General features: G+C 71.1%; 18 protein-coding genes and 1 other RNA gene. 5 read left to right on the forward strand and 14 right to left on the reverse strand.

The features are described from left to right. Window positions 1–480 precede the first annotated feature (480 nt). The 6 genes from ABFX51_RS13380 to ABFX51_RS13405 all read right to left on the reverse strand — a co-directional run bounded on the left by ABFX51_RS13380 (window position 481) and on the right by ABFX51_RS13405 (window position 8,312). The gene (locus ABFX51_RS13380) at window positions 481–2,502 is read right to left on the reverse strand and encodes a DNA polymerase III subunit gamma and tau (protein WP_346053855.1); all 2,022 of its coding nucleotides are present in this window, start codon (window positions 2,500–2,502) and stop codon (window positions 481–483) included. Between the two features lie 247 nt (window positions 2,503–2,749). Further along, window positions 2,750–2,846: signal recognition particle sRNA small type (ffs, locus tag ABFX51_RS13385), an RNA gene on the reverse strand. 10 nt (window positions 2,847–2,856) lie between these two features. Next, window positions 2,857–4,728, reverse strand: a complete 1,872-nt coding sequence (locus ABFX51_RS13390) for an ArnT family glycosyltransferase (protein ID WP_091508276.1) — start codon at window positions 4,726–4,728, stop codon at window positions 2,857–2,859. A 13-nt stretch (window positions 4,729–4,741) separates the two neighbouring features. Next, the gene (locus ABFX51_RS13395) at window positions 4,742–5,977 is read right to left on the reverse strand and encodes a bifunctional glycosyltransferase family 2/GtrA family protein (RefSeq protein WP_091508433.1); all 1,236 of its coding nucleotides are present in this window, start codon (window positions 5,975–5,977) and stop codon (window positions 4,742–4,744) included. 99 nt (window positions 5,978–6,076) lie between these two features. After that, the gene (locus ABFX51_RS13400; protein WP_346053856.1) at window positions 6,077–7,585 is read right to left on the reverse strand and encodes a sensor histidine kinase; all 1,509 of its coding nucleotides are present in this window, start codon (window positions 7,583–7,585) and stop codon (window positions 6,077–6,079) included. Beyond that, window positions 7,563–8,312 carry a response regulator transcription factor gene (locus ABFX51_RS13405; RefSeq protein WP_091508271.1) on the reverse strand — a complete coding sequence of 250 codons (750 nt, stop codon included), beginning with the start codon at window positions 8,310–8,312 and terminating at the stop codon, window positions 7,563–7,565. The genes ABFX51_RS13400 and ABFX51_RS13405 overlap by 23 nt, the downstream gene beginning before the upstream one ends. 169 nt (window positions 8,313–8,481) lie before the next feature. On the opposite strand from ABFX51_RS13405, the gene ABFX51_RS13410 reads away from it, so the two are divergent. Then, window positions 8,482–9,093, forward strand: a complete 612-nt coding sequence (locus tag ABFX51_RS13410) for a hypothetical protein (RefSeq protein WP_091508268.1) — start codon at window positions 8,482–8,484, stop codon at window positions 9,091–9,093. Between the two features lie 129 nt (window positions 9,094–9,222). On the opposite strand, the gene ABFX51_RS13415 is transcribed toward ABFX51_RS13410, so the two are convergent. Then, the gene (locus tag ABFX51_RS13415; protein ID WP_091508266.1) at window positions 9,223–9,474 is read right to left on the reverse strand and encodes a DUF397 domain-containing protein; all 252 of its coding nucleotides are present in this window, start codon (window positions 9,472–9,474) and stop codon (window positions 9,223–9,225) included. A 223-nt stretch (window positions 9,475–9,697) separates the two neighbouring features. On the opposite strand from ABFX51_RS13415, the gene ABFX51_RS13420 reads away from it, so the two are divergent. Beyond that, window positions 9,698–10,114: a hypothetical protein gene (locus tag ABFX51_RS13420; RefSeq protein WP_245783088.1), complete on the forward strand. Its 417-nt coding sequence runs from the start codon at window positions 9,698–9,700 to the stop codon at window positions 10,112–10,114. Continuing rightward, window positions 10,111–10,287 (forward strand): hypothetical protein, encoded by a 177-nt coding sequence (locus ABFX51_RS13425; protein WP_177228728.1) that lies wholly within the window; start codon window positions 10,111–10,113, stop codon window positions 10,285–10,287. Before ABFX51_RS13420 ends, ABFX51_RS13425 begins: the two co-directional genes overlap by 4 nt. Before the next feature lie 7 nt (window positions 10,288–10,294). Here the strand turns inward: ABFX51_RS13425 and ABFX51_RS13430 are convergent, their stop codons facing one another. Continuing rightward, window positions 10,295–11,158, reverse strand: a complete 864-nt coding sequence (locus ABFX51_RS13430; RefSeq protein ID WP_091508264.1) for a helix-turn-helix domain-containing protein — start codon at window positions 11,156–11,158, stop codon at window positions 10,295–10,297. Window positions 11,159–11,317: 159 nt separating this feature from the next. Between ABFX51_RS13430 and gndA the strand changes: the two genes are divergently transcribed. Next, window positions 11,318–12,757, forward strand: a complete 1,440-nt coding sequence (gene gndA / locus ABFX51_RS13435; RefSeq protein WP_091508261.1) for an NADP-dependent phosphogluconate dehydrogenase — start codon at window positions 11,318–11,320, stop codon at window positions 12,755–12,757. A gap of 34 nt (window positions 12,758–12,791) precedes the next feature. On the opposite strand, the gene ABFX51_RS13440 is transcribed toward gndA, so the two are convergent. The 6 genes from ABFX51_RS13440 to ABFX51_RS13465 form a co-directional block, all read right to left on the reverse strand. Beyond that, window positions 12,792–13,508 carry a Clp protease N-terminal domain-containing protein gene (locus ABFX51_RS13440; protein WP_346053857.1) on the reverse strand — a complete coding sequence of 239 codons (717 nt, stop codon included), beginning with the start codon at window positions 13,506–13,508 and terminating at the stop codon, window positions 12,792–12,794. Between the two features lie 54 nt (window positions 13,509–13,562). After that, entirely contained in the window at window positions 13,563–14,741 is a 1,179-nt protein-coding gene (gene pobA, locus ABFX51_RS13445; RefSeq protein WP_346053858.1) for a 4-hydroxybenzoate 3-monooxygenase, read from the reverse strand. Window positions 14,742–14,819: 78 nt separating this feature from the next. After that, a complete protein-coding gene (locus tag ABFX51_RS13450) occupies window positions 14,820–15,599 on the reverse strand; it encodes an IclR family transcriptional regulator (protein WP_091508254.1) in 780 nt (259 codons plus the stop codon). Window positions 15,600–15,608: 9 nt separating this feature from the next. Further along, window positions 15,609–16,730, reverse strand: a complete 1,122-nt coding sequence (locus ABFX51_RS13455; RefSeq protein ID WP_091508252.1) for a 5-methyltetrahydropteroyltriglutamate--homocysteine S-methyltransferase — start codon at window positions 16,728–16,730, stop codon at window positions 15,609–15,611. A 39-nt stretch (window positions 16,731–16,769) separates the two neighbouring features. Further along, window positions 16,770–18,686, reverse strand: coding sequence for an APC family permease (locus tag ABFX51_RS13460; protein ID WP_245783087.1), 1,917 nt, complete (start codon window positions 18,684–18,686; stop codon window positions 16,770–16,772). 100 nt (window positions 18,687–18,786) lie between these two features. After that, a complete protein-coding gene (locus ABFX51_RS13465) occupies window positions 18,787–19,947 on the reverse strand; it encodes a beta-ketoacyl synthase N-terminal-like domain-containing protein (RefSeq protein WP_346053859.1) in 1,161 nt (386 codons plus the stop codon). 192 nt (window positions 19,948–20,139) lie between these two features. Here ABFX51_RS13465 and ABFX51_RS13470 point away from each other — a divergent pair, with 192 nt between their 5' ends. Beyond that, the gene (locus tag ABFX51_RS13470; RefSeq protein WP_346053860.1) at window positions 20,140–22,869 is read left to right on the forward strand and encodes a sensor domain-containing protein; all 2,730 of its coding nucleotides are present in this window, start codon (window positions 20,140–20,142) and stop codon (window positions 22,867–22,869) included. Window positions 22,870–22,873 lie beyond the last annotated feature (4 nt).

Raw genomic sequence — 22,873 nt, forward strand, 5'->3', positions numbered from 1 at the left:
AGCGGGGCGGCCGGGCGCGCGAAGGGAGCCGCGCAGCCGCGGAGCGAGGCGAGCGGGGGAGCGGCGGGGAGCGGAGCGGCGCGGTGGAGCCAGGGAACGGCGCCGAGTCGCGGGGCGCAGCCGCCAAGCGGAGCCGGGGCGGAGCAGCGGGGGAGCCGCATGGCGCAGCCGCCAGGCGGAGCCGGGTCGCCAATGCAGCGGGGCTCGTCGTAGCGGCGCGCGGGGCGGAGGCGGGGTCGAGGCGCGGGGCGAAGCGGCGTAGCCCCGAACGCAAACCGGGCCGCTCACGGAGCCCGGCGAGCAGGCGGCCTTCCGAGGATTCCGGCCCCGCCGCGGCCTCCGGCCCCCGGCTCGCGGCGCCGAGTCTTTAACGGCCCAGCGCATCGGCCCTCAGCCCCAGCGCCACCGTGATATCCCGGTAACCCCAGCCCCACAAGCCCGGCTGCCCCACGCCCCAGGAACCCGGCCATCCCACCGGGTTCAGTCCAGGGGGCGGGCGCCGAGGTGTTCGGCGAGGAGGCGGTGCGCCTCTTCCTCCGGGTCGATCGCCGGGGCGGCTGCCAGGGGGGCGGGCTCGTCGAAGGCGGATTCCTCCGCCAGGATCGCGACCTCGTCCTCGTCCGGTTCCGGCGGGAGCGGGATGTCCGGCTCGGTGGTGGTGACCTTCGGCTTCGGTGCGGGCTGCTGCGGCGCGGGAGCCGGTGCCGGGCGCTGGAACGTGCGCTGCTGTTGCTGCGGCGCCTCGCGCTGCGGCGGTCCCTGTTGCGGCCGCGGGCCACCGCTCGGGCGGGTCGAACCGCCACCTCCCCCACCACCGCCGCCGTGCACGCACCGCACCTGCCACGAACCGCCCAGCACCTCGTGCAGTGCCGCCGCGATGAAGTCCGCGTTGCGTGCCTCCGACAGCCGTCGCGCCAGCGGCTCCGCCGTGTGCGACAGCACGACCAGCGAACCCTCCACGCTCTGCACCGTCGCGTGCGTGAGCATCGCCTCCGTGCTGCGGCTCGTCTTGCGGATCGCCGCGAGCAGGTCCGGCCAGATCCGCCGGATGGCCGCCGCGTCCACCCCGCCCGGTGACGCCGGCGATGGGGCCTGCACAGGTTCCTCTTGCGCCACAACGGGTTCCGGCTCCGACCGCGGTGCTTCGGGAGCCGGGCGCGGCGGTTCAGGGGCCGGGCGCGCCGGTGCGGGACGGGGTTCGGGTGCCGGTTCGGCGGCCGGGCGCTGCGACGGCCGCTGGAACGTCCGCTCGGGGACAGCGGCAGGCGCGACGGCCGCAGGAGCGGCAGCAGGTGCGGGGGCCCCCGGAGTGGCAACAGGAGCCGCCGCCACGGGACCACCCGCCGCGGCACGCCGTTCGAGCCGTTCCAGGCGCTGCAACACCGCTGCCTCGCTCTCGGACGCGGCGGGCAGCAGCATCCGGGCGCACAGCAGCTCCAGCAGCAGTCGCGGCGCGGTGGCGCCCCGCATCTCCAAGAGTCCGTTGTGGACGATCTCCGCGTACCGGGTCAGCGTCGCGGGGCCGACGCGCTCGGCCTGCGCCGCCATCCTCGCCAGCTCGTCCTCCGGCGCGGACACGAGTCCACGCGCGGCGGCGTCGGGCACGGAGCGCACCAGCACCAGGTCCCGCAGCCGGTCCAGCAGGTCCGACGCGAAGCGTCGCGGGTCGTGCCCGGCCTCGGTGAGCCGCTCGATCGTGCCGTACACCGCGGCCGAGTCCTCCGCCGCGAGCCCGTCGATCATGTCGTCGATGAGCGCGACATCCGTGACGCCGAGCAGCGACACCGCGCGCTGGTAGGTCACGCCCTCCGGCCCGGCACCGGCGAGCAACTGGTCGAGCACCGACTGCGTGTCCCGCGCGGAACCACCGCCGGCGCGGATCACCAGCGGGTACACGGCCGGGTCGACGTGCATGCCCTCGGCCGCGACGTTGCGCTCCAGCAGGTCCCGCATCGCGCTCGGCGGGATGAGCCGGAACGGGTAGTGGTGCGTGCGCGAGCGGATCGTCGGCAGCACCTTGTCCGGCTCGGTGGTGGCGAAGATGAAGATCAGGTGTTCCGGCGGCTCCTCGACGATCTTGAGCAGGGCGTTGAAACCCTGCGTCGTGACCATGTGGGCCTCGTCGATGATGAACACCCGGTAGCGCGACTCGGCCGGCGCGTAGAAGGCGCGGTCACGCAGCTCGCGGGCGTCGTCGACGCCACCGTGGCTGGCGGCGTCGAGCTCGGTGACGTCGATGCTGCCGGGGCCTTCGGGGGCGAGCGCACGGCACGAGTCGCACTTGCCGCACGGGTCGGGGGTGGGGCCCTCGGCGCAGTTGAGTGAGCGCGCCATGATGCGCGCGCTGGACGTCTTCCCGCAGCCCCGGGGCCCGGAGAACAGGTACGCGTGGTTGATGCGCCCGGCCGCGAGCGCGGTGCGGAGCGGTTCGGTGACGTGCTCCTGCCCGACGACCTCGGCGAAGGTCGCCGGACGGTACTTCCGGTAAAGAGCCAAAGCCACGCAGCGAGACTACCGCCCCGACCCCACCCCCCGACGCCGGAGCCACCGCCCGCACGCCGCTCACCGGCCCCCGCCGCACCAGGCCCACCCGACCGCTCTCCGGGACCACCGGATGCGAAGCGACGCTGGTCCACCCGACACGTGCCCAGCGCCCGCCAAGGTGAGGAGCTCGCACCGTGGGGGTCTGGGGGCTCGGCCCCCAGAAGCAATCGGGTTCGGGCCCGAGGGAAGTCGGCCAACGGCCGACGAACAAGGGGACCCCCGCACCCGTCAGAGCCTGCTTATCCTTGCTGCCTTCCGGCCCTGGGGAGGTTCACAGGATGGACGCCGCGGGGGTCCGCCACACAGTGTAGGTCAGGACTGGGCGAGGGGTTTCGTCAGGTCGTAAACAGTGGAGCCGCCGACGGTCGTGGCGGTGAAGTTCTGCTCCACCCATTCGGCGATGGACCCGCTGCCCTCACGGCCGCCGAAGCCGCCCATGCCGCCGGAGACGTAGTACGTGATCTGGCCGTCTGCGACGTACTGCTTGAACTGCTCCAGGGTCGGCGCCGGGTCGCCGCCGTTGAACCCGCCGATGGCGATGACCGCCTTGTCCGAGTTCAGCGCGAGGCCGGCGGCGGACTGGGAGCCGTTGGTCGCGGCCGCCCACTTGGTGGTGGTGCCCTTCAGCAGGTCGATCACCGCGCTGTCGGACTCACCACGGCCACCGAAACCGCCGCCCATACCGCCGCCGAACCCGCCCATCGCCGCGCTCGACGGCCCGGACGTCGGTATGGAACCTGTATGCGGGGTGAATGCAGTGACCACCGCGTATGCCGTCGTGCCGAGCATCCCGGTGAGCAGTGCCCCGACACCGAGCACGACGGCCAGTTCCCGGATGCGATCCGCGCCGAACAGCAGCCCCGCCACGAAGATGGCGGTGAGCAGCAGGAGCACCCAGCGCAGCCACGGCTGCCAGGACGACACCCGGTCGAGGAGGATGAAGTCCCACACGCCGGTCGCGGCGAGCATCACCGCGAGCCACACCCGGGCCGGGAAGTTGTGCCTGCCCCGCCACAGTTCGAGCGCGCCGATGCCGATCAGGCCGCCGATGCCCGGCGCGAGCGCCACCGTGTAGTACGGGTGGATGGTGCCGCTCATGTAGCTGAACACCAGTGCCGTCACCACGGTCCAGCCGCCCCACAGCAGCAGGCCGGCCCTGGTGCGGTCCGTGCGCGGCAAGAACCGCGTGAACCACAGCCCGGCGACGAGCGCGATGAGCGCCGCTGGTAGCAACCACGAGATCTCCGACCCGAACGACGAGCCGAACATCCGGGTGATGCCGGTTTCGCCGCCGAACATGCCGTTCCCGCCGCCACCACCGCCGCCGTTGCCGTCACCGCCGAAGATGCGGCCGAGGCCGTTGTAGCCGAAGGCGAGTTCGAGCGCGCTGTTGTCGGTCGAGCCGCCGATGTACGGCCTGCTCGACGCCGGCCACAACGCCACCACCGCGACGTACCAGCCCGCGGACACCAGCACCGCGACCCCGGCGGCGAGCACCTGCAGCACCCGCCTGCCGAGCCCGGTGGGCGCCGCGACGAGGTACACCAGTGCGAACGCGGGCAGCACCAGGAACGCCTGCAGCATCTTGGTGATGAACCCGAACCCGATCGCGACCCCGGCGAGGACGAGCCACCCCGTGCTCGCCTTCTCCAGCGCGCGGACCGTGCACCAGGCGCCGAGCGTCATGAGCAGGACGAGCAGGGCGTCCGGGTTGTTGAACTTGAACATCATCGCGGCGACCGGCGTCAGCGCGAGCACCGCGCCGGCCAGCAGTCCCGCGGCGGGACCGTTCGTGCGCCGCACGGCGAGGTACAGCAAACCCACCGAGCCGACGCCGCACAACGCGTTGGGCGCCAGCATGCTCCAGCTGGAGAAGCCGAAGATCCGGCCGGAAAGCGCCATCAGCCACATCGCGGCGGGCGGCTTGTCGACGGTGATCACGTTGCCGGGGTCGAGCGAGCCGAAGAACAGGGCCTCCCAGTTCTTCGTGCCCGCCTGGACGGCCATCGCGTAGAAGTCGTTGCCGTAGCCGGACGCACCGAGGTTCCACAGGTACAGCGCCGCGGTCGCGAGCAGCAGGACGGCCACGGCGGGGCGGACCCACCGCGGCCTGCCCGCCTGGCGAGTGGCTGCGACGGGGCCGGCCCCGGCGTACGCGGGTGGCGCGGCGGACGCAGTCGTCATCTGAACGGTTCTCCTATCGGTTCTTGCGGAAGACCCAGTTGCGGAACAGCAGGAAGCGGAGCACGGTCGCGGCGAGGTTCGCGAGCACCAGGACCACGAGCTCGACGAACCGGTTCGGCTCGCCCCCGGAGTGCAGCAGCGCCAGCGAACCGCTGGTGAGCGCCAGCCCGAGGCCGAACACGATCAGGCCCTCGAACTGGTGCCGCCCGGCGCCGGCGGAGCCACGCACACCGAACGTGAACCGGCGGTTGGCGGCGGTGTTGGCGATCGCGGTGACCAGCAGCGACACGAGGTTCGCCCACTGGGCGCCCACCGCGCCCCGCAGCAGCACGTACAGGACGAGGTACGCGAGCGTGCTGCCGACGCCGATCGCGGCGAAGCGCACCAGCTGCGTGGCCAGCCGCGGCGGCACGCCCGGGGTCGACACGCCGATCGGCGCGCGCCCCAGCTGGGCGCGGATCTCGCTGAGCGGCAGTGAGCCCTTGGCGAAGGCGCGGATCATGCGCGCGACCCCCTTCAGGTCGGCGGTTGCGGTCGCGACGATGTTCACCGAGGAGTCCGGGTCGTCGATCCAGTCGACCGGCACCTCGTGGGTGCGCAGGCCCGCGCGTTGCGCGAGCACGAGCAGTTCGGTGTCGAAGAACCAGCCGGTGTCCTCGACCAGCGGCAGCAGCTGCCTGGCGACGTCGGCGCGGATCGCCTTGAACCCGCACTGCGCGTCGGAGAACTTCGCGGCGAGCGTGCCGCGCAGGATCAGGTTGTAGCAGCGCGAGATGATCTCCCGCTTCGGCCTGCGGACGACCCGGGCACCCCGCGCGAGCCGCGAGCCGATCGCAAGGTCCGAGTGCCCGGAGATCAGCGGGGCGACGAGCGGCAACAGCGCCGCCAGGTCGGTCGACAAATCGACGTCCATGTACACCAGCACCTGCGCGTCGGACGCCGACCACACCGCGTTCAGCGCCCGGCCGCGCCCCTTCTCGTCCAGGTGGACGACCTCGACCTCGGGGATCTCCTCGGCGAGCCCCCGGGCGATGGCCAGTGTGCTGTCGGTGCTCGCGTTGTCCGCGATCGTGATGCGGTACGCATACGGCACGTGGTCCCGAAGATGCGTATGCAATCTGTATACACATTGTGCGAGGTCTGTCTCCTCGTTGTATACCGGGATGACCACGTCCAGTACGGGGTTCGGAGTGCCTGCCGGGGAGGAGGCCCGCGGCGCTGCGGGGGAAGCGTCTGCGGAGGTCGTCATGCGAACCACGGTGGCCGTCAGGATTGTGCCGACCATGTGGTGCGGCTGTGCGGGAGCTGTGAGCGCGTCACCAACGGGCGATGAACGACCGCCAGTACGTCACTTCTCCACCGGAGAGAAATCGTCGGCGGGGAAACGGACGCGGAACCGCGTCCGCCCCGGTTCGCTCGACACGTCCACTTCGCCCTTGTGCGCCGCCACGACGGCGGCCACGATCGCCAGCCCCAGCCCGGTGCTGCCGGCCGCGCGGGAGCGCGACGTGTCTCCCCGGGCGAACCTCTCGAACACCTCGGGCAGCATCTTCTCCGGAATGCCGGGGCCGTCGTCGGTGACCGTGAGCGTCACCTGACCGTCCGCAGTGGACAGTGCGGTGGTGACCAGCGTGCCCGGCGGGGTGTGCGTACGGGCGTTGTTCAGCAGGTTCAGCACCACCTGGTGCAGCTGATCGGCGTCGCCGACCACGACGAGCGGCTCCGGCGGCACGTCGAGCACCCAGCGGTGGCCAGGGCCGGCGGCCTGGGCGTCGGCGACGGCGTCCATGACCAGGCGCGTCAGGTCCACCGGCTCGTGCACGCGGTTGCGCCCGGAATCGAGCCGGGCGAGCAGCAGCAGGTCCTCGACGAGCGTCGTCATGCGGGCCGACTCGGACTCCACGCGGCTCATCGCGAACGCGATCTCCGGGGGCACCTCGTCCGAGCTGCGCCGGGTCAGCTCGGCGTAACCCCGGATCGCCGCGAGCGGGGTGCGCAGCTCGTGGCTGGCGTCGGCGACGAACTGCCGGACCCGGCTCTCGCTCTCCTGCCGGGCGGACAGCGCCCCCGCGACGTGCCCGAGCATCCGGTTGAACGCCGCACCCACCTTGCCGACCTCGGTCCGCGGGTCGGTGTCGGCCTCGGGCACCCGCACCGACAGCACCACCTCGCCCCGGTCGAGCGGCAGCTCGGAGACCTGGGCGGCGGTGTGCGCGAGCCGGTCGAGCGGACGCATCGTCCGGCGGATCGTCACGGCACCGATCCCGCCCGCCAGCAGCAGTCCGCCGAGCGCGACGCCGCCGAAGATGAAGCCCAGCTGCCACAGCGTCGCCGTCACATCGCTCAACGGCAGACCGGTGATCAGCACCGCTCCATACGCGTTGTGCACGGACACGACTCGGTATTCGCCCAGCTCACCGAGGTCCACGCTGTGCCGCTGACCGTCCGGCGGCAGGGCGAGCAGCACCCGCAGCCCGTCCTCGGGGACCGGGTCACTGGGGAACGGGTTCTCCGGCGTCGGCGCGACACCCCGCAGCACCCCCGAACGGATCACGCCGTCGAGACCGACGAGCACGCTCAGCGTGCCGATGCCCTGTCCCGGCACGCGCAACGCGTCCGGCGGGTGCTGCCCGACGGGGAACGACGGCGTGCCGGCGGGCGGCGGGCGCGAGCCGCGTTCGCTCGCGGCCGCGAGGCGGTCGTCGAGCTGGGAGATGAGGAAACCACGCAGCGCGAGCTCGGTGACCAGGCCGACGACGAGGCACACCACCGCGAGCAGGGCGATGAGCTGCGCGATCAGCTTTCCGCGCAGCGAGGAGGGCAGGAGACGTCGGCTACTTGGCCGGCTTGAGGACATACCCCGCGCCACGCATGGTGTGGATCATCGGCTCCCTGCCCACGTCGATCTTCTTCCGCAGGTACGAAATATAGAGTTCCACGATGTTGGCCTGGCCGCCGAAGTCGTAGCTCCACACCCGGTCGAGGATCTGCGCCTTGGACAGCACGCGCTTGGGGTTGCGCATGAGGAAGCGCAGCAGCTCGAACTCGGTGGCGGTGAGCGAGATGGGCTCGCCCCCGCGGTGCACCTCGCGGCTGTCCTCGTCGAGGGTCAGATCGCCGACGACGAGCGTGGAACCCGCGCCGGCCGACACGGCGTGCGAACGGCGCAGCAGCGCCCGCAGCCGCAGCACGACCTCCTCCAGGCTGAACGGCTTGGTCACGTAGTCGTCCCCGCCCGCGGTCAGCCCCGCGATGCGGTCCTCCACCGCGTCCCGGGCGGTCAGGAACAGCACCGGCAGGTGCGCGACCTCGGCACGCAGCTTGGTGATGACCTCCAGGCCGCTGAAGTCCGGCAGCATCACGTCGAGCACGACGACGTCGGGGCGGAAGTCCCTCGCGATGCGCACCGCGTCGGTGCCGTTGCCCGCGCTGCGGATCTCCCAGCCCTCCATGCGCAACGCCATCGACACGAGCTCGGCCAGCGTCTCCTCGTCGTCCACGACGAGTACGCGCACCGGCGAACCGTCGGGACGGTGCAGGTCGGCCTTGCCGGAACCGGACGCGGCCGCGTTCGTGCTGGTCATGACCCTGATCGTGCGCGCCGCTGGTGAGGCGTGCCTGTGGACGCGCTGTGCGTTTCCTGTGAACAAGGCGTGCACAGGGCGTGCCCATGTCGTACACAGCCTCCACACAGGCTGTATGCCGACGCTGGGACCCGTCAGCGCCCACGGGCGAACACCGGGAGAGGACACGATGACTACCGAGCCGACGACCACCCCGCCGCAGGCTCCTCCGCCGGCCTGGGGTGCCCCCCAGCCTCCCGCGCCGAAGTGGTCGGGCAGGAAGACCGCGATCGCCGCGGTCGTCGCCGTCGTGATCGCCGCGATCGGCGGGGTCGCGATCTACCTCGGCACGCAGAGCAGCGGCAGCGCGCAGCAGGGCTTCGGCGGTCCCGGCGGCATGGGCGGGTTCAACGGCCGCGCCGGCGGGATGGGTGGCGGCATGTCGCTGCTCACCGAGGCCCTGCACGGCGACTTCACGGTGTCGGAGAACGGCACGTACGTCACCGAGCGGATGCAGACCGGCGACGTGACCGCGCTGGACGCCACCTCGATCACGGTCAAGAGCAAGGACGGCTACACGCAGACCTACGCGCTCGACTCGTCCACGCAGAAGGCGAACAACGTGGCGACCGGCTCGTCGGTGCTGGTCCTGGCGAAGGTCTCGGGGAACGAGGCGACGGCGACCACCGTCACCGACGCGAACCAGAGCGGCCGGACCGGGCGGCAGGGCGGCTTCCCCGGCGGCGGTCAGGGCGGGTTCCCCGGCGGCTTCCCCGGCGGTCAGGGCGGTTCGACCAACTGAACCAGCCCATTACGACGAACGGCCGCCTCCCGCTGGTGCGGAAGGCGGCCTCGTCGTTGGTTCACCCGTGCGATTCCCCCAGGCGGACGTCCACTGTGGTCAATAACACACGAAAGTGGATAATCGCGTTCAGGCCAGGTCGAACTGACCCGCCTTCACCCCGGTGAGGAAAGCCTCCCACTCGCCCGCGTCGAACACGAACACGGGGCTCTCCGGCAGCTTCGTGTCCCGCACTCCGACCAGGCCCGCGCTGCCCAGGTTGACCTCCACGCAGTTCCCGCCGTTGGGCTCGCTGGCGAAGGACTTCTCCCAGTGTCTCTCGTCGAACAGGGCCGCTGCCGTGAGCGGGTCGTAAGCCACCGGTCGCGGGTGTTCCGCCATGGGTCCTACCTCCGTGCAAGTCCGGCGCTGCCGTCGAAGTGCGCGAACGGCCACCGCGCCTGGTGTTTCTGGACCACGGGCGGGTCCAGTCGAGTGATCGAAGGGTTGACCGCTCGACACCAAGATTATTCCAGGAGTAGGATTAATCCCATCGTTCGGGGTATGCCCGGAAGTGACCGCGACGCCGCACCTGGCCGCCGTCTTCTGACTGGGGGAGGTTCTCGTGTTCCCAGCCGCCACCGCGACCGCCCCGGCCCCGTTCATGGTCGTCGGCCGCGTCAACGGGCACGAGGAGACGGCGTGCGTCGCCGGCCCCGCGGAGGCCCTGGCCCGGATGCTCGAGTGGCTCCGCGCTGACGAGCACGCCGCCGCCGTCTGGTACCTGCGCGAGGACTGGCCCGAGGTGCTCACGCTCGTGGGCAGGCCCGTGCGGGGCGTGGTCGGCGAGGCGAGCCGGTCCGCCCACCTGTTCCGGATCCGGCCGGGCGCCGCTCTCCACGGCTCGGTCGTCGCCTGCTGCGGGGCGGAGCTCCCGCTGCCCGAAATCGAATGGCTGCGTCCCGGAGCCGGCATGCCGTGCGAATGCTGCCTCGTGCTCGGCGCCAGGACCCGGCCGGAACTGGAGGGGTACCCGGTATGACCGTCCGAATCGGTGATGTCCCGTCCGCCGACCGCCACCGCACCTGCGACGAAGCGGCCAGCCCCGCGGTGACCGACGACCGCCGCCGCACGGCCGTCGTCGAGCCGTCCCGCCACCACCGGCACGCGTGGTGGTACCACCTCGAATTCGCGCTGCAGAAGTCGAGAGCCTGACCGGGCGTTAGATGCTGTCGCCCATCTGGCGGCGGTACATGTCGGCGAAGTCCTTGAGGAACTCGCGCGTCTCCTGGCGTTCCAGCGCCGCTCCGCGCAGCCTGTCCCAGCTGTCGACGAACAGCTGGAAGTCCTTCTGGTCGTCGAGGTAGATGCCGCCCGCCGAGTGCTCGATGTAGGCGAAATCCCTTGTGCGGTCGGCGAAGCGCATGATCGTGAAGTCGTTCGGCACGGCCGCCAGCCTGGCGTCGAACGTCAGGACGTGGATGTACACGCGCTGGCGGCGGTCCAGTTCCAGCAGGTGCTCGATCTGGTCCAGCATCACCGCGGGCGCCCGGCCACCCGGCGCCCGCCGCAACGCGGCCTCGCTGAGGATGAACCGGTAGTACGGCGGCTGCGGCTGGTCGAAGACGGCCTTGCGGTCGAGCCGGTTGCGCACGAGCGACGTGACGTCGGTGGCGCCGAACTCGGTGAACTGCTTGAGCATGTAGTGCTCGGACTGCAGCGGGCCGGGGATGCGCTCGCCGTGCCACGTCATGATCTCGACGGCCGCGGGTTCGAGGTCGGTGAACGTCCGGAACCAGTGCGGCACCACCGCGCGGTAGCCGGACCAGTGCCCGCGCTGCCCCGCCGCCGCCCGCGCGAGGTTCATCAGGGCCTCCGACTCCTCGCCGTTGATCCCGAACGCGTCCAGCATCGTCCGCACGTCACCGAGCTTGACGCCCACGGCGCCCGACTCGATCTTGTTGACCTTGCCCTGCGTGCAGCCGAGCACATCGGCGACCTGCTGCTGGGTCATCTTCGCCGCCGTGCGGGCGTGGCGAAGCTCGTTGCCGAGCTGCTTGCGCCGCGACGTGACGGTGCTAGCCATCGCTCACTTCCCCAGGGCCTCGACCTTCCACTGCTCGCCGATGATCGTAGCCGACAAGCATGACAGGGAAATTCGAGCTTGACCAGTCGCCCACACGTTCACCAGGCAGAACCCGGAACCGCGCTAGGGTTTCGGGTAGACCAAGACGGAAGGACGTCCATGAGCAAGAAGGCGAGTATCGGTGTCACCGGGCTGGCGGTCATGGGCCGCAACCTCGCCCGCAACCTCGCGCGTCACGGCCACACCGTCGCCCTGCACAACCGTTCCGAGCAGCGCACGCGGGACCTGGTCGAGCAGTTCGGCGACGAGGGTGACTTCATCCCCACCTACTCCGCGCAGGAGTTCGTCGACGCGCTCGAACGGCCGCGCCAGATCGTGATCATGGTGAAGGCCGGTGCGCCGACCGACGCCGTGATCGACGAGTTCGCCCCGCTGCTGGAGGAGGGCGACGTCATCGTCGACGCGGGCAACGCGCACTTCGCCGACACGCGCCGGCGCGAGGCCGCGCTGCGGAAGCAGGGGCTGCACTTCGTCGGCACCGGCGTGTCCGGCGGCGAGGAGGGCGCGCTGCACGGGCCGAGCATCATGCCCGGCGGTTCGAAGCAGTCCTACGAGTCGCTCGGACCGCTGTTCGAGGACATTTCGGCCAAAGTGGACGGTGTGCCCTGCTGCACGCACATCGGTCCCGACGGCGCCGGGCACTTCGTGAAGATGGTGCACAACGGCATCGAGTACGCCGACATGCAGCTGATCGCGGAGTCGTTCGACCTGCTGCGCGGCGCGCTCGGCCACGAGCCGGCCCAGATCGCCGACGTGTTCCGCACCTGGAACACCGGGCGGCTGGACTCGTACCTGATCGAGATCACCGCGGAGGTGCTGGCGCACACCGACGCCGCGACGGGCAAGCCGTTCGTGGACGTCGTGGCCGACCAGGCCGAACAGAAGGGCACCGGGCGCTGGACCGTGCAGATCGGTCTGGACCTCGGGGTGCCGATCAGCGGCATCGCCGAGGCGGTGTTCGCGCGTTCGCTGTCGGGCAGCGCCGGCCTGCGTGCAGCGAGCCGCGGCCTGCCGGGGCCGTCGCGGACCCCGTTGACGGGTGCGGCGGCGGAGACCTTCGCCGACGACGTGGAGCGGGCGCTGTACGCGTCGAAGATCGTCGCGTACGCGCAGGGCTTCAACCAGATCCAGGCCGGTGGCGCCGAGTACGGCTGGGACATCGACCTCGGTGCGGTGGCGAGGATCTGGCGTGGCGGCTGCATCATCCGGGCGAAGTTCCTCGACGACGTGACCGCGGCGTACACCGCCGAGCCGGGCCTGCCGACCCTGCTCACCTCCGGGGACTTCCGCAAGGCGGTCGAGGAGGCGCAGGACTCGTGGCGTTCGGTCGTGGCGACCGCGACGCGCCTGGGCATCCCGACGCCCGGGTTCTCGACCGCGCTGGCGTACTACGACGCGCTGCGGGCGGAGCGGCTCCCGGCCGCGCTCGTGCAGGGGCAGCGCGACTTCTTCGGCGCGCACACCTACCGCCGCGTCGACCGGGAGGGCTCCTTCCACACCGAGTGGGCCACCGAGGAGCGGGCCGAGCACTCGGCCTGAGTTCCCGTGACGGGCGCTCCTGGCGGGGCGCCCGTCACTGGCCGGGGAACATCGTGCGCAGCATCGCGCGGATTTCGCCGTCGACGGCGTCCTTGATAACGCCGAGTTCGGTGAGCAGGTCGAAGGCGGGGCCTTCGCCCTGTTCCAGCAGTCCCAGCAGGATGTGCTCGGTGCCGACGTAGTTGTGCCCGAGGCGCAGGGCCTCGCGCACGGTGAGTTCGAGGGCCTTGCGGCTGGCCCCGCTGAACGGGATGTGGACCGGCAGGTCGTCGACGCCCGGTGGCAGGAGGGCGTTGACCCGCTCGCCGATGTCGGCCGGCCGCACGCCCAGCGTTTCGACCGCCTTGGCCGCGAGGCCCTCCCGCTCGCCGATCACGCCGAGCAGGAGGTGCAGCGGGCTGATCTCCTCGTTGCCGACGCCGCGGGCGGCCTTTTCGGCGTTCACGACGGCGCGGCGGGCGCGCTCGGTGAAGCGGCTGAACTGGCTTTCCGCGCTGGCGGCCGTGAACTCCTTGGGAACGAAGCGTTTCTGGGCCGCCTGCTTCGTGACGCCCATGCTGGTGCCGATCTCGGCCCAGGAGGCGCCGGACCTCCGCGCCTGGTCGACGAAGTGGCCGATGAGGTGGTCGGCCACTTCGCCGACCTGCTCGGCGAGGAGGACGGCGTCGGACAGCTGCTGCAGGGCGTCGGCCCCGGGGTGCTGGTTCTTGACGGAGTCGATGAGGTCATCGAGACGGACTGGGCTGCTCATGCCGTCAACTCTAGGTTGACGACAGCTCGGCCGTCAACCTTGGGTTGACGAGCCTTATTCGAACGGCAGGCCCACGTAGTTCTCCGCCAGGCTGGTCGCCGCCGCGGTGGACGACGCCGTGTACCGCAGCTGCGACAGCTGCAGCCGGCGCTGGAAGTCGTCCGAGGAGGGGTCCACGTGGAGCATCGACGTCATGTACCACGAGAAGTGCTCGGCACGCCACACGCGCCGCAGGCAGGTGTCCGAATAGGACTCAGCCAGCTCGGAACGCTTGTGCTGCAACAACTCCACCAGCGCCCGCGACAGCACCCGGACATCCGCGATCGCCAGGTTCATGCCCTTCGCCCCGGTCGGCGGGACGATGTGCGCCGCGTCGCCCGCGAGGAACAGGCGGCCGTACTGCATGGGCTCCGTCACGAAGCTGCGCATCGGCGTGATGCCCTTGTCCAGGATCGGCCCTTCACGCAACGAGAACTCGCCGTCGACCTCCAGCCGCAGCGACAGCTCCGACCAGATCCGGTCGTCCGACCACTCCTCGATCTTCTCGTCGAACGGGACCTGCAGGTACAGCCGCGTGATCTCCGGGGACCGCATGCTGTGCAGCGCGAAGCCGCGCTCGTGGTGCGTGTAGATCAGCTCCTCGTGCGACGGCGGCGTCTGCGCCAGCACCCCGAGCCACGCGAACGGGTACTCGCGGTTGAAGAAGCGCACGCGGTCGGCCGGGATCGCCGGGCGGCTCACGCCGTGGAAACCGTCGCAGCCCGCGATCACGTCGCAGTCCAACCGCCGCGAAACCCCGTCCGCGTCGCGGTAGGTCACGAACGGCTGGTCGCCCGAAAGCTCGTGAAGCTCCACATCGGACACTTCGAACTCCACCGGGTACCCCTTCGCCTCGTGCGCGGCGATCAGGTCCTTCACGATCTCCTGCTGCCCGTAGACGGTGATCGTCTTCCCGGTCAGCTCCGACAGCGCGATCCGGTGGTCCTCGCGGTCGAAACGCAGCGAAAACCCGTGGTGCGGCAGACCTTCCGCGTCCATCCGGGTGCCGACGCCGATCTCGCGCAGCAGCTCGACCGTCGGGTGCTCGCACACCCCCGCCCGCACCCGCTTCTCCACGTACTCCCGGCTGCGCGCCTCCAGCACGACCGCGTCGATGCCCTCGGCGTGCAGCAGGTAGGACAGCAACAGCCCCGCGGGCCCCGCGCCGATGATGCCGACCTGAGTGCGAGCCACCTGAAAACCTCCAAACCTCGTCGTCAGGCCCTCAGCATGCGGTGCTCAGGGGCGTGAGCACACACACCCTTCCACTGGCTAGAAGACCGGCTGCCGGAGCGCCCGTGGCGCGCCGAGGGTGCGCGAGATGCCGCGCGCCGCCGCACGGACGGCCGGCACGAGCGTGCGCGGATCGGCGCCACGCGCCGGCACGACGATCGAGATGGCGGCCACGACGTCGTCGTCCGGGCCGTACACGGGGGCGGCGACCGACAGCGACACCATCTCCACCTGCCGGTCGCTGATCACGAACCCGTCACGCCGCACGTCGGCCAGCACGCGCCGCAGCTCCTCCGGCGCGCAGATCGTCTTCGGCGTGTACGCCTTGAGCGGCCCCGCCAGTACCTGTTCCTGCACCTCGGCGGGCGCGTGGGCGAGCAGTACCAGCCCGACTCCCGTCGCGTGCGCGGCGAGCCGCCCGCCGACGCGCGACACGACGCTCACCGCGTTGCGGCCCGAGATGCGCTCGACGTAGACCACCTCGGGCGCGTCGAGCACGGCCAGCTGCACGTTCTCGTGCGTGGCCTCGTACAGGTCCTCCAGGAACGGCATGGCCGCCTCGCGCAGCCCCATCCCGCGGGGCGAGAGCGAGGCGACCTCCCACAGCCACAACCCGACCCGGTACCGCCCGTCCTCCTGCCGCTCCAGCGCACCGCGCCGGGCCAGCTCGCCGACGATCCGGTGGGTCGTGGACAGCGGCAGGCCGGCCCGGCGGCTGAGGTCGGACAGCGTGAGGGCCGGCCGTTCCGGGGTGAACGCGCCGAGGACGGCCAGCACCCGGTCGACGACGGAAGGCGTCTGCGCCGAGGTGTGCCGCATCGGAAAAGGCTAACCCCAGACCTGCGCCGCGGTCTCCACGATGCGCTCCAGCTTGGCCTTCTGCTGGTCCTGCGTCAGGTCGTTGCCCTCCTCCGTGGAGGAGAACCCGCACTGCGGCGACAGGCACAGCTGGTCGAGGTCCACGTACTTCGCTGCTTCGTCGATGCGGCGCCGCAGCGAGTCCACGCTCTCCAGCTCGCCCCGCTTCGTCGTGACGAGCCCGAGCACGACGTACTTGCCCTTCGGCACGAACCGCAGCGGCTCGAACCCGCCGGAGCGCTCGTCGTCGAACTCCAGGAAGTAGCCGTCGACGTTCAGCTCGTTGAACAACGCGTCCGCCACGAAGTCGTACCCGCCCTGCGCGACCCACGAGGACCGGAAGTTCCCGCGGCACAGGTGGGTCGTGACGGTGAGCCCGGCGGGCCGGTCGGCCAGCGCGGCGTTCATCGTCCTGATGTTGCGCACGTGCTGCTTGTCCGGGTCCCCGCCCATCCGCGCGACGAGCGCGCGCTGCTCGGGGTCGTTGAGGTAGGCCAGGCTGGTGTCGTCGAGCTGGAGGTACGTGCAGCCCAGCGAGGCCAGTCCGGCGATCTCCTTCGCGTACGCCTTGGCGAGGTCGTCGTAGAACTCTTCGAGGTCCGGGTACACCGACTCGCTCACCGCGGCCCGGCCGCCGCGGTAGTACACCATGCTCGGCGACGGGATGGTCTGCTTCGGCGTGATCCGGGCGTCCACAATGGACTTCAGGTACTCGAAGTGCTGCCCGAAGATGACGCCGTCGACGTCCACCTTGTCGTGCACCCTCAGCCCGGCCGGGCTGAACTCGATGTCCCCGGCGGCGTTGTGGAACTTGACGTGCAGCTTCTCGTCGCTCTTGCCGATGCCGCGCAGCTGGTAGATGAAGTCCATGTGCCACGAGGCGCGGCGGAACTCCCCGTCGGTGGCCGACTGGAGCCCGGCGGAACGCTGCAGCTCGACGGCACCGCGGATGGCCTCGTCCTCGACGGCACGCAGCTCGTCGGCGCCGATGGTCCCCTTCGCGAAGTCCTCGCGGGCTTGGTGCAGTTCGGCGGGACGCAGCAGGCTGCCGACGTGGTCGGCGCGGAACGGCGGTGTTGTGCGCGGAGTCATGCCCCCGATCCTCTTCCTCGGCCGGTGCCGAGGCAACCCTCAGCCGACGTGCACGAGCGGCCGCCGCGCGGGATCGGGCTCGGCGCGCCGCAGCACCTCGCGGGTGACGGGCGGCACGTCGCCGTCACCGGAGAACAGGTACCGCACGAGGAACTTGAACGGGTTGCCCTCGGTCCAGCTGAAGTAGATGTGCGGCCGGATGCCGGTCTCGTCGCGCAAGTGCAGCAGGATCGCGGCGATGGCGTTGGCGATCGACGGGCTCTTCACGCGCAGGATCCGGAAGTCCTGCCGCTTCTCGCCGCGCACGTGGAGGGTCGACTGGAAGTCCGAGGCGTCGGAGATCGTGACCTCCAGGAAAATCGGCACGCAGTCGTGGGGGATGTGCAGGTTCTCCTCGGCCTCACGCAGCTTGTCGCGGTACTCGGCCTCGTCACGCGCGTCCGGTTCGTTGGCGATGAGGCGGATGTGCCCGCCCCGCACGGCCTTGTCGACGATGCGGCGGGCGGCCGCGTCGAGTTCCACGCGCTCCACCCGCAGCTCCAGCGAGCGCGTCGCGCGGGAAACCAGCGAGGTCAGGATGATCGCGGCGATGAAGAACGCGGCGATCTTCACGCCGTCCGGCCGTTCCACGATGTTCGCACACGTTGTATACACGAAGACCACCGTGATCACGGCGTACGCGGCGAAGGCCCCGCGCCGTCCGCGCTGCCACGCCGACAGCGTCACGGCGAGCGCCGCCGACGAGATCAGCACCAGCACACCGGTCGCATACGCGCCGCCCTGCGCGTCGACGCTCGCGTCGAAGATCCACGTGATGACGAACGCGATCACCGAGATCACGATCACCAGCGGCCGCGTCGCCGCGGCCCAGCTCGGCGCCATCCCGTACCGCGGCAGGTAGCGGGGGACGAGGTTGAGCAGGCCCGCCATCGCCGACGCGCCGGCGAACCACAGGATCGCGATGGTGCTGACGTCGTAGACGGTGCCGAAGGCGTTGCCGAGGTAGCCGTGCGCCAGGTACGCCAGCGCCCGGCCGCTCGCGCTGCCTCCCTCTTCGAACTCCGCCTGCGGGATCAGCACGGTGGTGGCGAAGCTGCTGGTGATCAGGAAGCAGCTCATGACCAGTGCGGCGGTGGTGAGCAGCTTGCGGGTGTTTCCGATGCGCCCCCGCAGCGGGTCGCTCCCGCCGCCCCGCACGAGCGGCATCACCGACACGCCGGTCTCGAACCCGGACAGGCCGAGCGCCAGCTTCGGGAACACGACCAGTGAGACGCCGACCATCGCCCACACGCTGCCGTGCTGGGTGACCAGCAGGTTCTTCCAGTCCACGATCACGTGCGGGCTGCGGAACACGTGGACCAGCGCGTCCACCACGACGACCAGGTTCAGCGCGAGGTAGAGCCCGACGAGCACGACCGCGACCCCGATGGCCTCGGCGAAGCCCCGCAGGAACACCAGCCCCAGCAACGCGATGAGCACGAGCGTGAGCAGCATGTTCTGGCCGTGCAGGAAGCCCGGCACGAAGGGGTTCTCCACCGCGTGCTCGGCAGCGTCGGCGGCGGAGAGGGTGATCGTGATGACGAAGTCGGTCGCGGCGAACCCGAGCAGCGCCAGCACCAGCAGCTTGCCCTTCCAGCGGGACAGCAGCTTCGCGAGCATCGCGAGCGAGCCCTGCCCGTGCGGGCTTTCGGCCGCCACCCTGCGGTAGATCGGCAGCGCGCCCGCGAGCGTCAGCACGACGAGCACGATGGTCGCCAGCGGCGAGAGCACGCCGGCCGCGACGGCGGCGATGCCCGGCTGGTAGCCCAGCGTGGAGAAGTAGTCCACGCCGGTGAGGCACATCACCTTCCACCACGGGTGGTCGCGCTCGCGGGCCTGTTCCCGCCCGTCGCCGGACAGCTGGCTGGCGCGTTTGTGCTCGCCCTCCAGCAGCCACTCCTTGATCCCGGTCGTCACCTGGTCCCCTCTCGCTGACGTGCCGGGCACCATGATTCCCCCCCAGCCGCACCAGGACGCCGTGAAGGGCGCCCTCGGCGGGCACCCTTCACGGCCCCGCTCACGCGGGCGGCGCAAGGACGACGACCGAGTTGTGCCCGCCCATGCCGAGGGAGGACTTCACGGTCAGGCCGTCCTGGACCGGGGTCCGGCCGTTGAGCAGCTGCGGGTGCCCCGGCGCGACGATCGGCGGCGCCGGGATGTACCCGCGGTCGTAGCCGAGCGCCGCGACCGCCATCTCGACCGCCGAAGCCGCGCCCTGGCAGTGCCCGACCAGCGGTTTGACGGAGTAGAGCCCGGTGTCCGGACCGAAGAACTCCTCCAGCATCGCGGCCTCCGCGCGGTCGCACTGGGCCGTGCCGGGGCCGTGCGCGTTGAGGTAGCGGACGGCCGAGGCGGGCACCCCCGCGTTGGCCAGGGCGTCCCGGAAGCAGCCCCGCACCTGCTCCAGCCCCGGATCCACCGACGTCACGTGGTGGGCGTCGTGCGACATCGCCCCGCCGAGCGCCAGCGCGTACGGCCGCTCCGCGTGGTTGGACAGCACGAAGGCGACCGCGGCCTCACCGGCCGGGAAGCCCCGGCTGCCCTCCTGGAACGGACGGCACGCGTCCAACGGGTCGGTGTCCACGACGGCCACCCCCAATCGGGTGAAATGCAGGACGTTCTCCGGAGTCGCCGAGAGGTCCGTCGCGACGAACACGACGTCGTCGACGATCCCGGCGTCCAGCCACGCCTTGGCCGTGAGCATCCCGGCGTTGCCGGAGGCGCACATCGCCGAGACGTTCATCGCGGGACCGTGGAAACCGTGCTCCTGCATGAACGTCGACATCGGTGTCGACGGCATCAGCGCGAGGTACTCGCGCGGCTTCAGGTCGGCATTGCGGGTCAGGTAGAACTCGCGCCAGAGATCCACTTCCCCCAGCACCACGGCGTGCAGCAGGCCGACGCGCTTGCCGGGCCGCCAGCCCCGGTCACCCGCATCGGTGATCGCCTCCCGCGCGGCGGCGCGCATGGCCCGCGCGAACCGGCTCGCGCCGTCCGCGGGGTCACCGCCGTCCGCGACCTTCGCGACCCACGCGGTCTCGTCGTGGTTCAGCCCGTAGCCACCCTCCAGGGTGGCCGCGTGCTTACCCTCCGTGAGGCCGTCCCAGAACACTTCACGTCCCCAGCCGTAGCCGGTCACCGTGCCGATGCCGCAGATTCCTATTCCTCGCGAGTCCATTGCACTCGCCCCTCCTTGCTCGTTGCCTCTACGATCCGTTCGGAACCGAACGAATCCCCAGTGCCAACGACCAGCGGCTTCGTGCTTTTTCCGTGGCAAGCTGGTATCGGGAGGAAGGGTGCTTTCGACCCATCGGCCTACTCCGGACGGAGTAAGCACAAGCCACGGAGTCATCGGCGGATCGGACGGACAATGGAGGCAAACGCCAACGACCGGAAGGGCACGGCTTTGTCCGTCGATCACGAACAGCTGATCGACCTGGCCCTGTCCGCGGACCGCGCCGTCCTCTGGTCGCTGGACCTGGCGACCGACCGGTTGTCCTGGCGGCCGGGCCTCGACGACCTGCTCGGCGTCCCCGGCGCCGACGAGGCGAAGATCCGCTCCCGGCTGGCCGAGCTGGTGCAGCCGATCGTCGTCGCCGCCCGCACCACCGAGGCCTGGCAGGACCTCGAACTCGAGCAGCCGTACCAGACACCGGCCGGTGAGCTGCTGTGGATCCGGTTCCGGGCCCGCAACTTCGACGGGCACCTGCTCGGCATCGCCAACAACGTGACCGACCGCCACGAGGACCGGCGGGAGCTGGCCGACCTCGCCGACCGCTACCGCCTGCTCATCGAGCTGAGCCCGGACGCGATCGCCGTGCACCAGAACGGCCACGTCACCTACGCCAACCCCGCCGCGGCCCGGTTCGCCGGGCTGGACTCACCCGCCGAACTGGTGGGCAGGCCGCTGACCGACTTCGTCGCCGCCGAGTCCGTGCCGGAGATGGCCGCCAGGCTGGCCCACCTGACCGAGCCGGGGGCGACGTCCGAGCCGTCCGAGGCGTTCTTCGTCCGCACCGACGGCATCCGGTTCCCGATGGAGGTCGTCTCGGTCCGCACCACGTGGATGGGGCGGCCGGCGTTCCAGGTGATCATGCGCGACGTGAGCGCGCAGAAGGCCGCCGAGGCCGCGCTGCGGTACCAGGCGGCGCTCGTGGAGCACGTCAGCGACGCGATCATCGCCACCGACGCCAAGGGCCGGGTGACCAGCTGGAACCCCGCCGCGGAGGCGATATACGGGCTGTCGGCGGCCGAAGCGCTGGGCCGCCGGGTGAGCGAGCTGGTCGGCGCGCAGCTGGACCCCGCGGCGGTGCTCCGCGGCGGCGGGGTCAGCCAGCAGACCCACCGCGCGCTGGACGGCGCCGCGCTCACGATCCGGGTCTCGGCCGCGGAGATGGACGACGGTTTCGTGCTGGTGTGCGCCGACGAGACCGCGCGCCGCCGCGCCGAGCGGCAGTACAGCACGGTCGTCGCGGCGCTCGACGAAGGCGTGCTGGTGATCAGCTCCGAGGGCAAGGTGCTGTCGGCCAACCCGGCCGCGGAACGGATCCTCGGCGTGCCCGAGGCCGCCATGGTCGGGTCGTCCCCGCACGAATGGCCGATCTACGACGAGTCCGGCAAGCGGATGGCGCCCAGCGAGTACCCGTCGGCCCAGGTGCGGCGCACCGGGATCGCGCAGCAGGGCCGGGTGATGCGGGTGCTGCGCCGCGACGGGCGCAACGTGTGGCTTTCGGCGTCGTGCCGCGCGATGAACCCCGAGGACACCGAGCTCAGCGCGTTCGTGCTCTCGTTCACCGACATCACCGAGCGCCGCGCCATCGGCGAGCGCCTGGAGCACGACGCGACGCACGACCCGCTGACCGGGCTCGCCAACCGGACGCTGGTGCTGGACGAGCTGAGCGCGCGGCTGCACGGGCCGCAGCGCACGTCGACGGCGGTGCTGTTCATCGACCTCGACAAGTTCAAGGTCATCAACGACTCGCTGGGCCACTCGGTCGGTGACCGCGTGCTCCGGATCGCCGGGGAGCGGCTGCGGCGCACGGTGCGGCGCGACGACGTCGTCGGCAGGCTCGGCGGCGACGAGTTCGTGGTGATCGCGTCGGAGGTGCGCACCGAACCCGAGGTGCGGGCGCTGACCGAGCACCTGCGGGACTCCCTCAGCAGGCCCATTTCCGTCGACGGCCGGAAGTTGCATGTGGACGCGAGCATCGGCATCGTGCTCGCGGCGTGCGGCGACCCGCGTGCGGCCGACGAGCTGCTGCGGGACGCGGATGTGGCCATGTACCAGGCGAAAACGCTGGGGCGCGGCCGGTACGAGTTCTTCGACGTCGAGCTGCGCCGCCGGATGCAGCGGCGGCTGCGGCTGGAGCAGGACCTGCGGGACGCGGTCCGGCTCGGCAAGTTGTGGGCGGCCTACCAGCCCGTGGTGGACCTGCGCAGCGGGCAGACGGTGGCCGTCGAGGGCCTGCTGCGGTGGACGCACCCCGTGCACGGCGCGGTGCCGCCGACGGAGTTCATCCCGCTCGCCGAGGAGAGCGACCTCATCAGGCAGCTGGGCTCCCACGTGCTGCGCATGACGACGCGGGAGCTGGCGGCCCGGCGGGCGAGCGGGGTCGACGTCGACCTGAAGATCAACCTGTCCACCCGGCAGCTCGACGACCCCGGTCTCGTGCCGGAGGTCGAGGCCGCGCTGGAGAGCACCGGCCTGCCCGCGAAGGCGCTGTGCCTGGAGATCACCGAAAGCGCGCTGATGCGGGATTCGGTGCTGGCCGGGGAAACCCTGACCGCGCTGCGGGAACTCGGCGTCCGGCTGGCCATCGACGACTTCGGCACCGGCTACTCCTCGCTCGCCCAGCTGCAACGGCTCACTTTGGACACTCTGAAGATCGACCGCTCGTTCGTCACGCGGCTCGGCGAGTCCGACGACGCCGAGGTGATCGTGAAGAGCATCATCGCGATGGCGCACGCGGTGAAGCTGACTGTGGTCGCCGAGGGTGTCGAGAACGAGCGCCAGCTCGAACTCCTCCGTGAGCTGGACTGCGACCAGGCGCAGGGCTACCTCCTCGGCAGGCCCGCGCCCGCGGCGGAACTCTGGGACTGACGTC

Origin of the sequence: Amycolatopsis dongchuanensis, assembly GCF_039542405.1 — a bacterium.
In the GTDB taxonomy this organism is placed as follows: Bacteria; Actinomycetota; Actinomycetes; order Mycobacteriales; family Pseudonocardiaceae; genus Amycolatopsis_E; species Amycolatopsis_E sacchari.

Excerpts from the sequence above, each read along its gene's own strand:
- ABFX51_RS13430 (WP_091508264.1), bottom strand. The coding sequence starts at position 11,158 with ATGGCTAGCACCGTCACGTCGCGGCGCAAGCAGCTCGGCAACGAGCTT.
- gndA (WP_091508261.1), top strand. The coding sequence starts at position 11,318 with ATGAGCAAGAAGGCGAGTATCGGTGTCACCGGGCTGGCGGTCATGGGC.
- ABFX51_RS13390 (WP_091508276.1), bottom strand. The coding sequence starts at position 4,728 with ATGACGACTGCGTCCGCCGCGCCACCCGCGTACGCCGGGGCCGGCCCC.
- ABFX51_RS13450 (WP_091508254.1), bottom strand. The coding sequence starts at position 15,599 with ATGCGGCACACCTCGGCGCAGACGCCTTCCGTCGTCGACCGGGTGCTG.
- ABFX51_RS13465 (WP_346053859.1), bottom strand. The coding sequence starts at position 19,947 with ATGGACTCGCGAGGAATAGGAATCTGCGGCATCGGCACGGTGACCGGC.
- ABFX51_RS13405 (WP_091508271.1), bottom strand. The coding sequence starts at position 8,312 with ATGACCAGCACGAACGCGGCCGCGTCCGGTTCCGGCAAGGCCGACCTG.
- ABFX51_RS13400 (WP_346053856.1), bottom strand. The coding sequence starts at position 7,585 with ATGTCCTCAAGCCGGCCAAGTAGCCGACGTCTCCTGCCCTCCTCGCTG.
- ABFX51_RS13410 (WP_091508268.1), top strand. The coding sequence starts at position 8,482 with ATGACTACCGAGCCGACGACCACCCCGCCGCAGGCTCCTCCGCCGGCC.
- ABFX51_RS13415 (WP_091508266.1), bottom strand. The coding sequence starts at position 9,474 with ATGGCGGAACACCCGCGACCGGTGGCTTACGACCCGCTCACGGCAGCG.
- ABFX51_RS13425 (WP_177228728.1), top strand. The coding sequence starts at position 10,111 with ATGACCGTCCGAATCGGTGATGTCCCGTCCGCCGACCGCCACCGCACC.
- ABFX51_RS13440 (WP_346053857.1), bottom strand. The coding sequence starts at position 13,508 with ATGAGCAGCCCAGTCCGTCTCGATGACCTCATCGACTCCGTCAAGAAC.
- ABFX51_RS13395 (WP_091508433.1), bottom strand. The coding sequence starts at position 5,977 with ATGACGACCTCCGCAGACGCTTCCCCCGCAGCGCCGCGGGCCTCCTCC.
- ABFX51_RS13455 (WP_091508252.1), bottom strand. The coding sequence starts at position 16,730 with ATGACTCCGCGCACAACACCGCCGTTCCGCGCCGACCACGTCGGCAGC.
- ABFX51_RS13470 (WP_346053860.1), top strand. The coding sequence starts at position 20,140 with ATGGAGGCAAACGCCAACGACCGGAAGGGCACGGCTTTGTCCGTCGAT.